Source organism: Nevskia soli DSM 19509 (assembly GCF_000711955.1).
Classification (GTDB): domain Bacteria; phylum Pseudomonadota; class Gammaproteobacteria; order Nevskiales; family Nevskiaceae; genus Nevskia; species Nevskia soli.
On record NZ_JONR01000027.1, the window covers coordinates 42,873 to 58,666 of the forward strand.

Here is a 15,794-nt window from a genome sequence, read left to right on the forward strand (position 1 = left end):
GTGATGGGCTAAGTCGCTTCTTGCCGGTACAGCGATCGCTCGTTGAACAGCGGCGAGACATAGGGCTGGTCCGCGCCGCAGTCGAACTCCTGGTGGTAGCGCTCGATGCGCGCCACCTCGTTGCTCGAACCGAGCACCACAGGCACACGCTGGTGGATGTTGGTGGGTGCGACATCAAGCATGCGGCCGCGGCCGGTGCTGGCCGCTCCACCCGCCTGTTCGATCAGCATCGCCATCGGGTTGGCCTCGTAAAGCAGGCGCAGGCGGCCGGAGCGCACCGGGTCCTTGGTGAAGCTGGGATACATGAAGACGCCGCCGCGCATCAGGATGCGATGCACTTCCGCCACCATCGAGGCGATCCAGCGCATGTTGAAATCACGCTCGCGCACGCCGCTGCGGCCAGCCTTGCACTCCCCCACATAGCGCTGGATCGGCGGCTCCCAGAAGCGCTCGTTGGAAACGTTGATGGCGAACTCGCTGGTGTCCGCCGGAATGGTCAGGTCCGGATGGGTCAGTATGAAGTTGCCGATCTCACGGTCCAGGGTGAAGCCGTGGGTGCCACGCCCGACCGTCAGCACCAGCATGGTCGAAGGTCCGTACAGGGCATAGCCGGCAGCCAGCTGTTCGCGCCCCGGCCGCAGAAAGGAAGTGGCATCCGGCGCGGCATTCGCGGTGTGCCGCAACACCGAGAAGATGGTGCCGACCGACACATTAACGTCGATATTGGACGAGCCGTCGAGGGGGTCGAAAGCCAGCAGGTAGTTGCCGCGCGGGTATTCACCCGGAATGGCATAGGGCTCTTCCAGTTCTTCCGACACCATGCCGGCGACCAGCCCGCCCCATTCGCAGTTGGCCAACATGGCCTCGTTGGTCAGCACGTCGAGCTTCTTCTGCGTCTCGCCCTGCACGTTCTGCACCTCAAGGGAGCCCAGGTAGCCGCCGAGGGCGCCCTTGGACACCATGGCCGAAATGCTCTTGACCGCCGCGGCGACGTCGATCAGCAGGGCTGCAAGGTCGCTCAGCGCGGCGTCGCCGCGGGTCTGCTCGATGAGAAACTTGGAAAGTGTGGTCCGTCCGTAGCGCATATTCATGTGAGCGTCCTCGCTGTGCTGCGGTGAAACTTCTTGACTACGGTTGATCGGTTGTTGGTCGGCGCTGTCCGCCCCTTGCTTCAGCGTGTCGAGGCGGGCGTCCGGGCTTCGACCGGGGCCTTCTGCGGCGGGTTGTCGAGAAACACGCGGCTGGCGCGGATATCGCCCTCGGTCAGGGTGCGCAGGGTCTCCACCGCCGTATCGCCGCCGTTGCCCAGCGCCGCCTCGAACAAGCGGTTGGCCTGGCGCAGGCGGGCGCGGTCCAGCGCATTCCTGACCGAGCGGGCGTTGGAGAAATTCGGCTGGTGGATGCGCCGCTCGATGTATTCGCGCAGCGCCCTCTCCGCCCCTTCGTCGAGGCAGTAGTTCATCGGCTCCAGCATCTTCTGCGCGATGGCCATCAACTCCTCCGGCGAGTAGTCCGGGAAGTCGATGTGATGCGCGATGCGCGAGGACAGCCCCGGATTGCTGCCGAAGAAGGTGTCCATGCGATCCTTGTAGCCGGCCAGGATCACCACCAGATCGTCGCGGTGGTTCTCCATCACCTGCAGCAGGATCTCGATCGCTTCCTGGCCGTAGTCTCGCTCGTTCTCCGGACGGTGCAGGTAATAGGCCTCGTCGATGAACAGCACGCCGCCCATGGCCTTCTTCAGGATCTCCTTGGTCTTCGGCGCGGTATGGCCGATGTACTGGCCAACCAGGTCGTCGCGGGTCACGCTGACCAGGTGACCGGTGCGCACATAGCCGAGCCGGTGCAGGATATCGGCCATGCGCAGCGCCACCGTGGTCTTGCCGGTGCCGGGATTGCCGGTGAAGCACATGTGCAGGCTCGGCGGCTCGGCTTCGAGACCGATCTGGCTGCGCGCCCGCGACACCACCAGGAAGGCGGCGATCTCGCGGATGCGCCGCTTCACCGGGGCGAGGCCGACCAGGTCGCGATCGAGCTGGTCGAACACGTCCTGCACATTGGCCTCGCGCAGGATGCTGCGCAGGTCGATGCGGGCGGACTCTTCCATGGCCAAGTCCCTTCAGTCCGGCGCGCAGCTCAGTACCGCTCGCCTTCGGGGCGATCGGCGGCGTAGCTGCGCACGGTGTAGCGGATGTTGCGCCCGCCCACTTCCTGCCGCACCAGGCCGAAGCCCGGTTCGTGTTCCGGCCGGTTGACGATGAACGACATGCGCGGGGTTTCCCAGCCGCGGGTGGCGTCGAAGGCGGTGACGCGGATGTAATGGCCCGGGAAGGTCTTGCGGCAGGCGTTGATCTCCATCAGGATCCCGGCGGGATCCTTCAGGTCGAACATCGGCATGCCGTACATCTCCCAGTAGGTGTTGCGCGGATGCGGATCGTCGGTGTACTCGACGTTCACCGCCCAGCCGTTCTTCAGGGCGTACTTGATCTGCGTGGTGATCTGCGCGTCGCTCAGGTCGGGCAGGAAGGAAAACTGCCCTTGCGTGAGGCGCTTGCCGTGGTTGCTCATCATGATGGTTTCTCCGGTAGGTCTCAGGCGCTGGCGGTGGCGCTGGGCACGAAATCGGCGGTATCGGTCGACTCGTAGTCGAAGGTGATGTCCTTCCACACTTCGAGCGCGGACTTCAGCGGCGTGCACCACTTGGCCGCTTCTTCCAGGATCTGCGGGCCTTCCCGCAGGTAATCGCGGCCTTCATTGCGGGCCATGATCATCGCCTCCAGCGCTACGCGATTGGCCACCGCGCCGGCCTGAATGCCCATGGGATGGCCGATGGTGCCGCCGCCGAACTGCAGGATCACGTCCTCGCCGAGGTAATGGATCAATTGGTGCATCTGGCCGGCGTGGATGCCGCCCGACGCCACCGGCATGACCTTGTTGAGCGAAGCCCAGTCCTGTTCGAAGAACAGGCCGTGCTCCAGCGACGCCGACGACTTGGTTTCGCGCAGGGTGTCGTAGAAGCCCTTGATCATCAGCGGGTCGCCTTCCAGCTTGCCCACCACGGTGCCGGCATGGATATGGTCGACGCCGGCCATGCGCATCCACTTGCAGATGACGCGGAAGTTCATGCCGTGATTCTTCTGGCGTGAGTAGGTCGAGTTACCCGCGCGGTGCAAATGCAGGATCATGTCGTTCTTGCGCGCCCACTTGGCCATGCTCTGGATCGCCGTGTAGCCGATCACCAGGTCGATCATGACGATGGTCGAACCCAGCTCCTTGGCCAGTTCGGCGCGTTCGTACATGTCCTCCATGGTGCCTGCGGTGATGTTGAGGTAATGGCCCTTGACCTCACCCGTCGCGGCGGAAGCCTTGTTCACCGCTTCCATGCAATAGAGGAAGCGGTCGCGCCAGTGCATGAAGGGCTGCGAATTGATGTTCTCGTCGTCCTTCACGAAATCCAGTCCGCCCTTGAGGGCTTCGTACACCACGCGGCCGTAGTTGCGGCCGGACAGGCCCAGCTTGGGCTTGGTGGTGGCGCCGAGCAGCGGCCGGCCGAACTTGTCCAGCCGCTCGCGTTCCACCACGATGCCGGTGGCCGGACCCTGGAAGGTCTTGAGGTAGGCCACCGGGATGCGCATGTCTTCCAGGCGCAGTGCCTTGATCGCCTTGAAGCCGAACACGTTGCCGATGATCGAGGCGGTGAGGTTGGCGATGGAGCCCGGCTCGAACAGGTCGAGGTCATAGGCGATGTAGGCGAAGTACTGCTGTTCGGTCCTGGTGCCCGGACCGGTGTTCGGCACCGGGTCAACGCGGTAGGCCTTGGCGCGGTACAGGTCGCAGGCGGTCAGGCGGTCGGTCCACACCACCGTCCAGGTGGCGGTGGAGGATTCGCCCGCCACCGCGGCGGCCGCCTCGTCGGCGTCCACGCCGGCTTGCGGCGTGATGCGGAACAGCGCGATCACGTCGGTATCCAGTGGCGTGTAGTCGGGCTGCCAGTAGCCCATCTGCTTGTACTTCAACACGCCAGCGGCATAGCGCTTCTTGGCGTCGGTGATGGGTCCAGCAGCTGCGGTGGCCGGTGCGAGCATGGTGCGGTTCCTCGTGATTAGGACTCGCAGGCATCGTAGGCGCCGCACATCCAAAGCAAAACTAAATGTTTCTTTCCATTTGCTAAGCGATCCCTTATGGTTCGGCCATGGCCATGAATCTTTCGCGCAGGGTCACCATCCGGCAACTGGAGGTCTTCGTGCACGCCGCGCGCGAGCTGAACTTCGCGCGTGTGGGCGAGACCATGCACCTGACCCAACCCGCGGTGTCGATGCAGATCCGCCAGCTCGAACAGGCAGTCGGCATCGCCCTCTTCGACAAGGTCGGCAAGCGCAAGACCCTGACCGAGGCCGGGGCCATCCTGCTTCAACACGCCTCGCGCGTCCTCGGTGAACTGCAGGACGCGGAGCAGTCTCTCCAGGCCCTGCAAGGCCTGGCCGGCGGTTCGATCACGGTGGGGCTGGTCAGTACCGCAAAGTATTTCGCACCGAAACTGCTGGCGATGTTCAGCCAGCATCATCCCGGCGTGGAGGTGCGTTTCGTCGTCGGCAACCGCGAGACGCTGGTGCAGCTGCTGCGCGAGAACCAGACCGATCTTGCGCTGATGGGCCGGCCTCCGCGCGAACTGGACACGATCTCGGAGCCGCTGGCGGAGAATCCCAATGTGATGGTGGCGCCGGTGAACCATCGCCTGGCCAAGGCCGGCCGTTTCGACATCCAGGAACTGCGGCAGGACACCTTCCTGCTGCGCGAAGCCGGCTCCGGCACGCGGCTGATGATGGAGGAATTCCTGCGCGGGCATCTGTTCACGCCGGCCAAGGTCGCCACCATGGGCAGCAACGAAACGATCAAGCAGGCGGTGATGGCGGGGCTGGGCATCAGCCTGCTGTCGCTGCATACCCTGTCGCTGGAACTGCGCAGTGGCGAGATCGCCCTGCTGGACGTCGACGGGCTGCCGGTGCAGCGCGTCTGGAACGTGGTGCACGCGCGCAAGCGCCAGCTGTCGCCGGCGGCGGTGGCGTTCCGGCGCTTCCTGATCGAGGAAACGCAGGCCTACCTGAACACGGCGTTCGGCAAGCTGCTGTAGCGCTGCTTTGGCGGCAGCCTTCACTTCTTCGGTTCTTCCTTGCCGGTGGGTTCATCGGCGCAGCCCTGCCCGCTTGCGCCGGAACTGGAAGAATGCAGCTGGCAAGACAGATCCGAGCGCCGCACCTGTTCCACCGGGGCGCCGAACGGGCGCACGCATTCCGCGTGACCGCTGACCGGACTCACCAGGGCTTCCAGGCACTTTGGCGGCGAAGCAGGCTTGTCCTGTGCCGGGGCCGCATCGTCGGCTCCAACAGCATGGACGCCTACGGTGGCAAGCAGGCTCATGGCCAGCAAGGCGTTGCAGAAGTGGCTTCGCATCCGGTCTCCTCCTGCCGCCTTATGGGCTTGTCTTCAATAGCGGCCAGGAGACTGTATGTAACGAATCGCGCCCCGATTCAACTGTGTCAAATGCGCGCCATGGGACTTTAAAGCGGAGGAAACAACCATATTGATGGCAACGCACCTAAAATATGCGGAAGACCGGCCTCGGTTTTATGCCGGTCGGCAATTTTCAGTGCAGGTTTTTTGGAGAGATCGACATGTCGCAGGCCACCCGCCAGTTGCTCGAACGCTATTACGCCGCCTTCAATGCCGGCGACTGGGACACCTTCCTCGGCATGCTGACCGAGGACGTGGCGCATGACATCAACCAGGGGGCGCGCGAAGTCGGCCGCGCCGCGTTCGCCAAGTTCATGGAGCGCATGAACACCTCCTACAGCGAGCAGATCGCGGACATCGTGATCATGCCCAGCGCCGACGGCACGCGTGCCGCGGTGGAGTTCACCGTGCTCGGCACCTACCTGAAGACCGACGAGGGCCTGCCCGAGGCGCACGGCCAGAAGTACAAGCTGCCGGGCGGCGCCTTCTTCGACATCCGCGACGGCAAGGTGGCGCGGGTCACCAACTACTACAACCTGCAGGACTGGCTGAAGCAGGTCGGCGCCTGATGGGCGAGCTGCGCACCGAATTGCTGCGCGGCGAGGAAATCGCCCGGCATGTCGATGCCGTGGCCGATCTGCGCATCACGGTATTCCGCGACTGGCCCTACCTTTACGAAGGCACGCGCGAGTACGAGGCCCGCTACCTCGACGTCTACCTGCGCAGCCCGCGCAGCCTGGCCATCCTGGTATGGGACGGGGACGCCTGCATCGGCGCTTCCACGGTGTTGCCGCTGGCGGATGCCGGCGCCGAGGCGCAGCAGCCGTTCCGCGACGGCGGTCAGGCGATCGAGACCATCGATTACTTCGGCGAGTCGGTGCTGCTCAAGTCGCACCGCGGCCGCGGGTTGGGCGTGAAGTTCTTCGACTTGCGTGAGCAGCATGCACGAGAGCATGGCCTTTCGATCTGCGCTTTCTGCTCGGTCAACCGCTCCGCCGACGATCCGCGCAAACCGGCCGGCTATATCGGCAACGACAGCTTCTGGACGCATCGCGGCTACCACAAGGAGCCCGGCATCGTCGCCAGTTTTTCCTGGCCGGACATCGGCGAGGTGGTTTCCACCACCAAGCCCATGACCTTCTGGATGCGTGACCTGGGAGCCGCCGCGTGAGCGCCTTCCGCGCCGCCGTCGCGCAATACCCGGTGGGCCAGCCCGCCTCCTGGGCCGAGGTGGAAGCCACCCTGACGCGCTGGGTGGGCGAAGCCGTGGCGGAGGGTGCGCGGCTGCTGGTGTTTCCGGAATACGCCTCGATGGTGCTGCCGGCGCTGTTCGCGCCGGCGATGCAGAGCAACCTCGGCGCGCAGCTGCCCGCGCTACAGGAGTTGCGGGACGATTACCTGGACCTGCATCGCCACCTGGCGCGGCGGCATGGCGTGTACCTGCTGGCGGGCAGCTTTCCCTGGCAGGTCGACGACAGGCATTTCCACAACCGCGCCTGGCTCTGCGCGCCCAGCGGCGACGCCGGTTTCCAGGACAAGCGCGTGATGACGCGCTTCGAGCGGGAGCAATGGGGCATCAGCGCCGCCGAGGAGCTCAAGGTATTCGATACCGCGCTGGGACGCATCGGCGTGCAGATCTGCTACGATGCCGAGTTCCCCCTGCCCGCGCGTGCCCAGGCGGAGGCCGGCGCCGAACTGCTGCTGGTGCCTTCCTGCACCGACACCGCCGCGGGCTATCACCGTGTGCGCGTGGCGGCGCAGGCGCGGGCGCTGGAAAACCAGTGCCATGTGCTGCTGTCGCCGTTGGTGGGTGAAGCGGCGTGGTCGCCGGCGGTGGATGTGAACGTTGGCGCCGCGGGCGTCTACGGGCCGCCGGACCGGGGCTTTCCGGACGACGGCGTGTTGGTGCAGGGGCAGCTGAACCAGCCGGGATGGATCTATGCCGAGATCGATCCGGCCAGGGTGGAACAGGTGCGGCAGCAGGGCCAGGTGTTCAATTTCCGCCACTGGCCGGAACAGGGTTACACGTCCGCTTTGACGGTTTCGGTGGAGAAACTCTGAAGCGAGATGCGGGGAACAAATCGCGACAAAATCCTCATGCGTGCCATGCGTGCCAAGGGTTTTTGTTGGCACGCATGCGGCGAGCGCTTCGGTTTCCCGACACCAGTTTGAGTCCCCTGACGCCGGCCGGAATGAGGACGATGCACAGCATCCTCATTCTTGATGGAGGCTGTTGCGGATGCTACCCGGCTGGAGAGTGCGCCCGTGCCACCGCTTCCGCGAGGCGGATGCCGTCAACGGCCGCCGACAGGATGCCGCCGGCGTATCCAGCGCCCTCGCCTCCCGGATACAGGCCCTTCACGTTGAGGCTCTGCAGATCGTCGCCGCGCGTGATGCGCACCGGCGAAGAGGTCCTGGTTTCGATGCCCGTCAGTACGGCTTCCGGCATGTCGAAGCCGCGGATCTGGCGGCCGAATGCGGGCAGTGCTTCGCGGATCGCCTCGATGGCGAAGAGCGGCAAGGCGCCGCCCAGGTCGCCGAGTTTCACGCCGGGCTTATACGAAGGGATGACGCCGCCCAACCCGGTGGAGGCGCGGCCCGCAAGGAAGTCGCCGACGAGCTGACCCGGCGCTTCGTAGGTACTGCCGCCGAGCGCGAAGGCCTGCGATTCGAGTTGTTCCTGCAGCGCCAGGCCGGCCAGCGGGCCGTCCGGGTAGTCCACCTCGGGGGTGATGCCGACGACGATGCCGGCGTTGGCGTTGCGCTCGTTGCGCGAGTACTGGCTCATGCCGTTGGTCACCACGCGGTTGGATTCCGAGGTCGCGGCCACCACCGTGCCGCCCGGGCACATGCAGAAGCTGTAGACCGAGCGGCCGTTGGCGGCATGGTGCACCAGCTTGTAGTCGGCCGCGCCCAGCTTGGGATTCCCGGCAAAGCGGCCGTACCGCGCGCGGTCGATCAGGGACTGCGGATGCTCGATGCGGAAGCCCAGCGAGAAGGGCTTGGCTTCCATGTAGACCGCGCGGCGGTGCAGCAGGCGGAAGGTGTCGCGGGCGCTGTGGCCGACGGCGAAGATGGCCTGGTCGCACTCGATCGTTTCTCCGCTCGCCAGGACCACGCCGCGCAGAGTGCCGCCCTCGATCAGCACGTCGGTGACGCGCTGATCGAAACGGATCTCGCCGCCCAGGCGTTCGATCTCGCGGCGCATCTTCTCGACCATGCTGGCCAGGCGGAAGGTGCCGATGTGCGGCCGGGCGGCATAGAGAATCTCCGGCGGCGCGCCCGCCTTGACGAATTCCTGCAGCACCTTGCGCCCGAGATAGCGCGGGTCCTTGATCTGGGTGTAGAGCTTGCCGTCGGAGAAGGTGCCGGCGCCGCCTTCGCCGAACTGCACGTTGGACTCGGGATGGAGCACGCCGCGCCGCCACAGGTCCCAGGTGTCCTTGGTGCGCTCGCGCACGGCCTTGCCGCGCTCCAGCACGATGGGGCGGAAGCCCATCTGCGCCAGCACCAGGCAGGCGAAGATGCCGCAGGGACCGAATCCCACCACCAGGGGCCGCCGCGTCCCGGCCGGCGGCGCGGCGGTGACGAAGCGATACTCCATGTCCGGCGTCGGGCTGACGTTGCGGTCGCCGCGCAGACGCGCCAGGGTCACGGCCTCGTCCGCCACATCCACATCCACGATGTAGACGAACTGCAGGCCGAGCCGCTTCTGGCGCGCGTCGTGGCTGCGCTTGAACACGGTGAAGGACTTCAGTTCGCCTTCGCGCAGCTTCAGACGCCGGGCGATGGCCGGCGCGAGCGCGTCGTCGGCGTGGTCGATCGGCAGGTTCAGTTCGGTGAGTCGGAGCATTGCTGGTGAAACAGGGCGTGATATCCGCCTATTATGATCGGATTCACGCCCTGGGACTTCACCATTGGCGGGCGCAGCCGCGAGGTCGGCCAGGCTTGCACCGCCGGATAAAGCCGGCGGCGGCGGGGATTCAAGCGGGTGGCGACCAGGGGAACTGCAGCCGCGCCCCGATCAGTCGGCTTTTCCGAGCTTCAGGCACGCGGGGGATGGCGGCTTCCGGCTACTCTCCGCGCAGGTGGCAGGCGCAGCCATCGCCGTGGCGGTGTTCGGGCTCCGGCACGTCTTCCGATTGGTCCTTGGCCGCGGGCTCGTCGCGGCCGGGGCGCTGACCGAGCGCTGCGGCTTCCATGCGCAGCAACAGGTAGGCGTCGCGTTGCGCGCGGGCGTAGGCGAAGCCCATCAGTTCAACCCCGCGCGGGCTTCGCGCGCCGTTGCCACCATCACGCGCAGCGCGGCTTCGGTTTCCGGCCAGGCGCGGGTCTTGAGGCCGCAGTCCGGGTTCACCCACAGGCGCTCGGCGGGCACCACCGCCAGCGCGCGGTCGAGCAGGGTCTTCATCTCGCCGGGCGCGGGCACGCGGGGCGAGTGGATGTCGTAGAGACCGGGGCCGATGTCGTTCGGGTATTTGAACTCGGCGAAGGCGTCCAGCAGTTTCATGCGCGCGCGCGAGGTCTCGATGGTGATGACGTCCGCATCCATCGCCGCGATCGAGGGCAGGATGTCGTTGAACTCCGAGTAGCACATGTGGGTGTGGATCTGGGTGTCCGGCCGCACGCCGGAAGCGGTGATGCGGAAGGCCCGCACGGCCCAGTCCAGGTAGACCGGCCATTCGGCCTTCTTCAGCGGCAGGCCTTCGCGGATCGCCGGCTCGTCGATCTGGATCACCTTGATGCCCGCGGCTTCGAGGTCGCAGACCTCGTCGCGCAGGGCCAGGGCCAGCTGCAGGGCGACGTCCTTGCGTGGCAGGTCGTCGCGCACGAAGCTCCAGAACAGCATGGTGATGGGGCCGCTGAGCATGCCCTTCATCGGCTTGGCGGTGAGGCTCTGGGCGTAGCGCGACCATTCCACGGTCATGGCCCTGGGGCGCGAGACGTCGCCGTAGATGACCGGCGGTTTGACGCAGCGCGAGCCATAGCTCTGCACCCAGCCGTTCCGGGTGAAGGCGTAGCCGTCCATCTGCTCGCCGAAGTACTCGACCATATCGTTGCGCTCGGCTTCGCCGTGCACCAACACGTCGATGCCGAGTTCTTCCTGCTTGTTCACGGCCAGCCGGATCTCCGCCTGCATGGCCTTGACGTAGTCGGCATCGGAGAGCTTGCCGGCCTTGTGGGCGGCGCGCGCGGCGCGGATCTCCGCGGTTTGCGGGAAGGAGCCGATGGTGGTGGTCGGCAGCCTGGGCAGCTTGAGCAGGGCCTGCTGCTCGACGATGCGCTGCGCGAACGGCGTACCGCGATCGGCGTCGGCCGCCTGCAGCGCGGCGACGCGGGCGCGCACTTCGGCGCGCCGGGTGCTGGGGGCGCCGCGTCGATCCTCGATCGCCTGGGCGCTGGCCTGCAGTTCCTGCCACACCGCGGCTTCGCCATCATTCAGCGCCCGCTTGAGCAGGGCCAGCTCGTCCAGCTTCTGGTTGGCGAAGGCCATCCAGCTCTTCACGCGCGGATCCAGCTTGCTCTCCAGCGCGAGGTCGTGCGGCACGTGCAGCAGCGAGCAGGAGGCGGAAATCCACAGCCGCTCGCCGAGCGCAACCTGCGCCTGGTGCACATCGGCCAGCGCCTTCGCGAGATCGGCGCGCCAGAGGTTGCGGCCGTCGATCAGGCCGAGGGACAGCACCTTGTCTTCAGGCCAGCTTTCGAGGAAAGAACCAAGCTGATGCGGCGCGCGCACCAGGTCCAGGTGCAGGCCGGCAACCGGCAGTTGCTTCAGCCAGCCGGCATGCTGGCCGACGTCGCCGAAGTAGGTGGCCAGCAGGATCTTCGGGCCGGCACTGGCCAGTTCGCTGTAGACGCCGGGATAGGCGTCCAGCCATTCCGCCGGCAGGTCGAGCGAGAGGATCGGCTCGTCGATCTGCACCCACTCCACGCCGAGTGCCTTGAGTTCACCGAGCAGCACCCAGTAGACGTTCAGCAGCAGGCCCAGCAGCTTGAGCTTGTCGAAGCCCGGTTCCGCGGCGGATAGCCACAGCCAGGTCAGCGGCCCCGGCAGCACCACCTTCACCGCATGGCCGAGGGCCTGCGCTTCGCGGATCTCCGGCAGCAGCCAGTCGCGGTTGAGCTTGAACCGGCTGTCGGCGCCGACTTCGGGGACCAGGTAGTGGTAGTTGGTATCGAACCACTTTTTCATCGCCAGCGCCGGCTGCTGCGGCGTGCCGCGCGCCATGGCGAAATAGCCGGCCAGGTCCACGGAGCCTTGCAGGCCGAAACGCTTCGGCGCGGCCGAGACCAGGGCGGTGACGTTATGCAGATGATCGTAGTAGGCGAAGTCGCCGACGGTGACGTAGTCCAGGCCGGCCTGCTTCTGCAGCGCCCAATGGCGCTGGCGCAGTTCGCGCGCGACGTCCTGCAGTTCGGCCTGCGACTGCGCGCCCTTCCAGTGCGCTTCCACGGCGGTCTTGAGTTCGCGGCGGGCGCCGATGCGGGGGAAACCGAGGATGTGTGCGACGGGCATGGGATGTAGGGGGCAGTCGTATCGGGGGCCCATACTGGTACACTGAGCAGGCTGATTCAATCTCATTTATTTTGATGTTTTCGTGAATTTAGCTCATGCCCCAATCTCCCCTCGAAATCCGGCACCTGCAGACGCTGCTTGCGCTGGCCGAAGGCGGCACCCTGGCGAAGGCCGCCGACCGGCTGTTCGTGACGCAGTCCGCGCTCTCCCATCAGCTGAAGTTGCTCGAAAGGCACTACGGCGTGTCCCTGTTCGAGCGCAACACCAAGCCCCTGCGCTTCACGCAGGGTGGAACCCGCTTGCTCAATCTGGCGCGCGAAGTGCTGACCATGACCGCCGATGCCGAGCGGGAGATCGCGCAATGGGTCTCCGGCCGTACCGGCGAGTTGCGGGTGGCGGTGGAGTGCCACACCTGTTTCGACTGGCTGATGCCGGCGATGGATGAGTTCCGCGAACACTGGCCCGAGGTGGAGCTGGACCTGATCAGCGGCTTCCACACCGAAGCCATCGCGCTGGTCGAGCAGGGGCTGGCCGATTTCGCCGTGATCCACGACAAGCCGCCGCGGCGCGCGGGCATCGCCACCGAGCATCTGTTCAGCTACGAGACGCTGGCGATCATGAGTCCGAAGCATCGCTATACGGAAAAAGCGTATCTGCAGCCCAAGGACTTCGTCTCGGAAGTCCTCATCAGCTATCCCGTCGACGACGAGATGCTGGACGTGGTGCGGCATTTCCTCGCCCCCAAGGGCATCAGGCCGAAGCGGCGCAACGCCGAGTTGACGGTGGCGATCCTCCAGCTTGTCGCCAGCGGGCGCGGCATTGCCGCGCTGCCGGAATGGAGCGTGAAGCCCTATCTGGACCGCGGCTACGTGGTCGGCAAACCGCTGGGCGCCAAAGGCTTGCGGTGCGAGCTGCATGCGGCGATTCCCGAAAGCCTGGCCGCCAAGCCGTTCATGCGGGATTTCGTGGAGAAGGTGCGGGAAGTTTCGCTGTAGAGCGCCGCCTGCGGATCTCCTTCGGGAACCCGGACGCAAGGTCACAGAACGTTAATGCAGCGCGACTAGAATCCGCCTGGGGGCGTTTTTTAGTTGGCCGCTGGCACGCATTTAGCGAATCAAGCCAGCAGTCGATCGGCATTCCTCGGCATTCAAAAAACCACCAGCAAACAACACATGCAGCCCCAGACCAGTGTTTCGCTCAAGAACACCGAATTTCCCGAAACAGCCGCACTGAAGAGATACCTCGTTCGCGCAGGGACCCTGACGCTGATCGGCTGCATGTATCTGGTCCTGCCGCTATCGCCTTTACTTGCCAGCGTGGTCTTCTTCCGCAGGAAGTACGTTGTGCACTATTGGGGCACGCTCAAGAAGATGCTGATTCACATACAGGCCCTGAGCGAAGGGCCGGTGCATCACTATCTCCAGGATGTCGTCGGACGGCAGACCAGCGTACCCGCCGAAATCCGCGGCTCCTGCACCCAGTGCGGCAACTGCTGCCTGGACAAGCGCTGCGTCTTCCTGGAAAAGACCGCCGACGACAAGTACCTGTGCGGCATCTACCACTCGCCCCTGCGGCGTTTCTCCAACTGCGGCTCGTTTCCGCTGAGCGCCCACGATATCGAGCGATATGACTGTCCCGGCTACGAGGTGGTGCGGGAAGTGCCGATACACTGGGTTCCCCGGCCAGTCGCTGCCGAGTAAGCTTCCGTTGTTGACGGCCGCTGCCGCTCACCCGGCTGCCCTGCAAATTTGCGATTGACCGGCGTCTGGGCATCGCTGCTCGCGCATCACCATCTCCACGGCCTCCGACACCGCCGTCGAATCAATGGCCTTTGCGCCCAACTACAACAACCTTACAGCTCAAGGTCTCCCTCACTGCGAGATAGTACGCGCCAATCGATCAATTCAATTTAGCGGATATTCCCAGGTCGATGGGCTATTGGTCACTCTAGCCACGATATGCCGATCGAAATCGACGGCAAAAATGTCCTGACTGAAGCGGGCGTCGCGCAATATGCCGGTGTCCGGCGAGACGCTGCTGCCAAACAGGAAATTCTCTCCGCTGAAGATCACATTGGAGCCATCGGAAGCGGTCAGCAAGGTCAGCTGGTTGCGGTCGTTGGCGACTGACAGCGTATCGTTGCCGGGAGAGGAGCCATTTGATCCGTCTCCGCGGGCGAGGAGGATTTGCGTTGCGATCATTTGCGGATTTAACGCTGCACTCGCAGGCTGGTAGTACGTACCTCCCCACTGCGATTGGGCATAGCTAGCGATCGGCACTTCGTTCTCATCGGTCAATACCGCCGGGGCGCCGCCCGACGGATTGGCCGGATTGAAGAAAAGTCCGTTCGCGGTGATATAGCTCGGCTGGCCATTGCTGAGCGTCGTGCTGGAAGGCACGCCGGATTGCACTTTCGGAAGCCGCACATAAGCATAGCCGCCGGCTTGAAAACTGGCTTGGGCAATAAGATTGTGGGTGGTGCTGCCCTGCAACAACATTGTTTCGCCCGAGAAGGTGGCGGTTACCTTGCCGGGGATTGAGCCATCCAACGGAATCTGAATCTGATTGGTCGTGAACCGCTGGACGCCATCCTCCAGCGGTGCATATTCCTCAAGCAGATAAAGGTTGGAAGCGTCCGTCGCCGCTTGTGTCAACAGGCTGCCCTGGGTCTCAGCCGTGTACAAAGTTGGAGAATAGTTGCCGTTGGCGTCGATCCGATGCACCGTGGTGTTTCTGCTACTGTCGAAAACCAACAGGAACAACTGTTGACCGAAGCCCAGCGAAATACCGGCGCCATTCAACTGGAGAGTGGCAATATCGGTGATCGAGCTGGCCGACAATACTCCGGAAGTTATGGTCTTACCACCGCTGAAAGACTTCACGTCGCTTATAAAGCGCAACGTATCGGCAACCTGCTCGACGACGCTGGCAAGGTGGCCCGAAGCGTCGTACATGACGCCTATAATCGGGCCGTCCAGGGTGATGGGCGCCTCGGCCGACGTGCCGCTGTAATTGAGCACCCGGAAGACGTCGTCCGCGGTGCCGCAGGTTCCGTCAGCTCCCGGCAGATCGTAAATCACGAACGAGGATGTCGCATCAGTGAGAGTTCGTGCAATGATCTGCGGCGGAACCCCGCCAATTGTGAATATCTCATCCGGAGCGCACGGCGGTGTGGTATCAGCGGAGATGATGGCCGGCGCCAAGGTTGTGCCGGCGGTGAAGTCAATGCGACTCCACTGCCCTGTCGTGGCAGTGCTGGACGCGTCGTCGAAATGCACCAGTCCGGCATGCTCGACGCCAAGGGCTCGCCCGCTGCTGTCCACTTTAAGTTGATTCACCATGTGGCTGACGGGTGGCACCTTGGCGAATATCTGCGTTGCGGGAGACGGTAGCGTGGTCGCCGGCAACACCATCAGGCTTGAAAAGCCATTCTTCGGAGGCAACTGCGTATAGGCCATGAACGGCACAATAGAGAGGACTGGCGGTGTAGAACCGCCGCTACTACTGCCGTTCCCCTCGCCACCGCTGCTTCCACCGCCACCCCCACCACAGGCCGTCAACAAACCGATGACGAGCACCGCCAAAAGTTGACGTTTCATGGTCACCCTTGCTCCCCGATTGGCTCTGCTTGTCATCTTATCCCGGATTCTGCATTGCTATCGCTTGGGCGTTATTTGGCGGGCGGCAAATGGATAAAACCGCCAAGGTGTTCTTCCCCGTCGCGACCGCTTTCGCCCAAGTCACATGACCGATCAGTGTCGAGGCC

The 15,794-nt window shown here is 64.6% G+C and carries 15 protein-coding genes; 6 read left to right on the forward strand and 9 right to left on the reverse strand.

The features are described 5' to 3' along the window. Positions 1-8: 8 nt before the first annotated feature. The 4 genes from BP26_RS0114895 to BP26_RS0114910 all read right to left on the reverse strand — a co-directional run bounded on the left by BP26_RS0114895 (position 9) and on the right by BP26_RS0114910 (position 4,085). The gene (locus BP26_RS0114895; protein ID WP_029921370.1) at positions 9-1,085 is read right to left on the reverse strand and encodes a class 1 fructose-bisphosphatase; all 1,077 of its coding nucleotides are present in this window, start codon (positions 1,083-1,085) and stop codon (positions 9-11) included. Positions 1,086-1,171: 86 nt separating this feature from the next. Next, positions 1,172-2,107: a CbbX protein gene (gene cbbX / locus BP26_RS0114900; RefSeq protein ID WP_029921371.1), complete on the reverse strand. Its 936-nt coding sequence runs from the start codon at positions 2,105-2,107 to the stop codon at positions 1,172-1,174. Between the two features lie 29 nt (positions 2,108-2,136). Continuing rightward, positions 2,137-2,571: a ribulose bisphosphate carboxylase small subunit gene (locus BP26_RS0114905; protein ID WP_029921372.1), complete on the reverse strand. Its 435-nt coding sequence runs from the start codon at positions 2,569-2,571 to the stop codon at positions 2,137-2,139. Positions 2,572-2,591: 20 nt separating this feature from the next. After that, positions 2,592-4,085 carry a ribulose-bisphosphate carboxylase large subunit gene (locus BP26_RS0114910; RefSeq protein WP_029921373.1) on the reverse strand — a complete coding sequence of 498 codons (1,494 nt, stop codon included), beginning with the start codon at positions 4,083-4,085 and terminating at the stop codon, positions 2,592-2,594. A gap of 113 nt (positions 4,086-4,198) precedes the next feature. Here BP26_RS0114910 and BP26_RS0114915 point away from each other — a divergent pair, with 113 nt between their 5' ends. Then, on the forward strand, positions 4,199-5,131 hold the full coding sequence (locus tag BP26_RS0114915; RefSeq protein WP_029921374.1) for a LysR substrate-binding domain-containing protein: 933 nt from the start codon (positions 4,199-4,201) through the stop codon (positions 5,129-5,131). Positions 5,132-5,151: 20 nt separating this feature from the next. Here BP26_RS0114915 and BP26_RS0114920 read toward each other — a convergent pair whose 3' ends face one another. Next, positions 5,152-5,451 carry a hypothetical protein gene (locus tag BP26_RS0114920; RefSeq protein ID WP_029921375.1) on the reverse strand — a complete coding sequence of 100 codons (300 nt, stop codon included), beginning with the start codon at positions 5,449-5,451 and terminating at the stop codon, positions 5,152-5,154. Between the two features lie 221 nt (positions 5,452-5,672). Between BP26_RS0114920 and BP26_RS0114925 the strand changes: the two genes are divergently transcribed. From BP26_RS0114925 to BP26_RS0114935, 3 genes are read left to right on the forward strand one after another with little or no spacing between them, the layout of a single operon-like run. Further along, entirely contained in the window at positions 5,673-6,080 is a 408-nt protein-coding gene (locus tag BP26_RS0114925; RefSeq protein WP_029921376.1) for a ketosteroid isomerase-related protein, read from the forward strand. After that, positions 6,080-6,682, forward strand: a complete 603-nt coding sequence (locus tag BP26_RS0114930) for a GNAT family acetyltransferase (RefSeq protein WP_029921377.1) — start codon at positions 6,080-6,082, stop codon at positions 6,680-6,682. Before BP26_RS0114925 ends, BP26_RS0114930 begins: the two co-directional genes overlap by 1 nt. After that, positions 6,679-7,572: a carbon-nitrogen hydrolase family protein gene (locus tag BP26_RS0114935; protein ID WP_036517001.1), complete on the forward strand. Its 894-nt coding sequence runs from the start codon at positions 6,679-6,681 to the stop codon at positions 7,570-7,572. Before BP26_RS0114930 ends, BP26_RS0114935 begins: the two co-directional genes overlap by 4 nt. A gap of 181 nt (positions 7,573-7,753) precedes the next feature. Here the strand turns inward: BP26_RS0114935 and BP26_RS0114940 are convergent, their stop codons facing one another. From BP26_RS0114940 to metE, 3 genes are all read right to left on the reverse strand, one after another. Next, complete coding sequence (locus tag BP26_RS0114940; protein ID WP_029921379.1) at positions 7,754-9,364, reverse strand: NAD(P)/FAD-dependent oxidoreductase; 1,611 nt, start codon at positions 9,362-9,364, stop codon at positions 7,754-7,756. A 220-nt stretch (positions 9,365-9,584) separates the two neighbouring features. Next, entirely contained in the window at positions 9,585-9,764 is a 180-nt protein-coding gene (locus BP26_RS0114945; RefSeq protein WP_029921380.1) for a hypothetical protein, read from the reverse strand. After that, complete coding sequence (metE, locus tag BP26_RS0114950) at positions 9,764-12,028, reverse strand: 5-methyltetrahydropteroyltriglutamate--homocysteine S-methyltransferase (RefSeq protein WP_029921381.1); 2,265 nt, start codon at positions 12,026-12,028, stop codon at positions 9,764-9,766. The genes BP26_RS0114945 and metE overlap by 1 nt, the downstream gene beginning before the upstream one ends. Before the next feature lie 95 nt (positions 12,029-12,123). Between metE and BP26_RS0114955 the strand changes: the two genes are divergently transcribed. Together BP26_RS0114955 and BP26_RS0114960 are read left to right on the forward strand one after the other, a co-directional pair. Beyond that, a complete protein-coding gene (locus BP26_RS0114955) occupies positions 12,124-13,023 on the forward strand; it encodes a LysR family transcriptional regulator (protein ID WP_029921382.1) in 900 nt (299 codons plus the stop codon). A 177-nt stretch (positions 13,024-13,200) separates the two neighbouring features. Next, positions 13,201-13,728 carry a hypothetical protein gene (locus tag BP26_RS0114960; RefSeq protein WP_029921383.1) on the forward strand — a complete coding sequence of 176 codons (528 nt, stop codon included), beginning with the start codon at positions 13,201-13,203 and terminating at the stop codon, positions 13,726-13,728. Positions 13,729-13,932: 204 nt separating this feature from the next. Here the strand turns inward: BP26_RS0114960 and BP26_RS0114965 are convergent, their stop codons facing one another. Then, positions 13,933-15,627: a hypothetical protein gene (locus tag BP26_RS0114965; RefSeq protein ID WP_157572544.1), complete on the reverse strand. Its 1,695-nt coding sequence runs from the start codon at positions 15,625-15,627 to the stop codon at positions 13,933-13,935. Positions 15,628-15,794 lie beyond the last annotated feature (167 nt).